Below are 240 nucleotides of genomic sequence, written 5' to 3' on the forward strand. Positions count from 1 at the left end.
GATCTGGCTGTTGCAGGTGGTGAAGCGCCGGCTGGTGGTGCCCATGCCGCTCCATTCCGAGCGGTAGATCGGCATTGCGTTGACGATGCCAAGCGCGGGCGCAAGCACCTCAGCGCGGATACGTTCGCCCGGGCTCTGCACGTGGCAGGTGGCGCAGGAGAAGTTGAGCTGGCCGCGCCGGGTGTAGAAATATTCTTTGCCGTTTTCGTAAGCCGCGAGCGCGCGCGGATCGTTCGGGAT

General features: G+C 64.2%; 1 pseudogene. It reads right to left on the reverse strand.

Annotated elements, in window-relative coordinates:
• Window positions 1-240, reverse strand: a pseudogene (locus QSV46_RS40875) (sulfur oxidation c-type cytochrome SoxA); the annotation flags it as partial.

The organism is Bradyrhizobium cosmicum (assembly GCF_032290525.1).
In the GTDB taxonomy this organism is placed as follows: Bacteria; Pseudomonadota; Alphaproteobacteria; order Rhizobiales; family Xanthobacteraceae; genus Bradyrhizobium; species Bradyrhizobium cosmicum_A.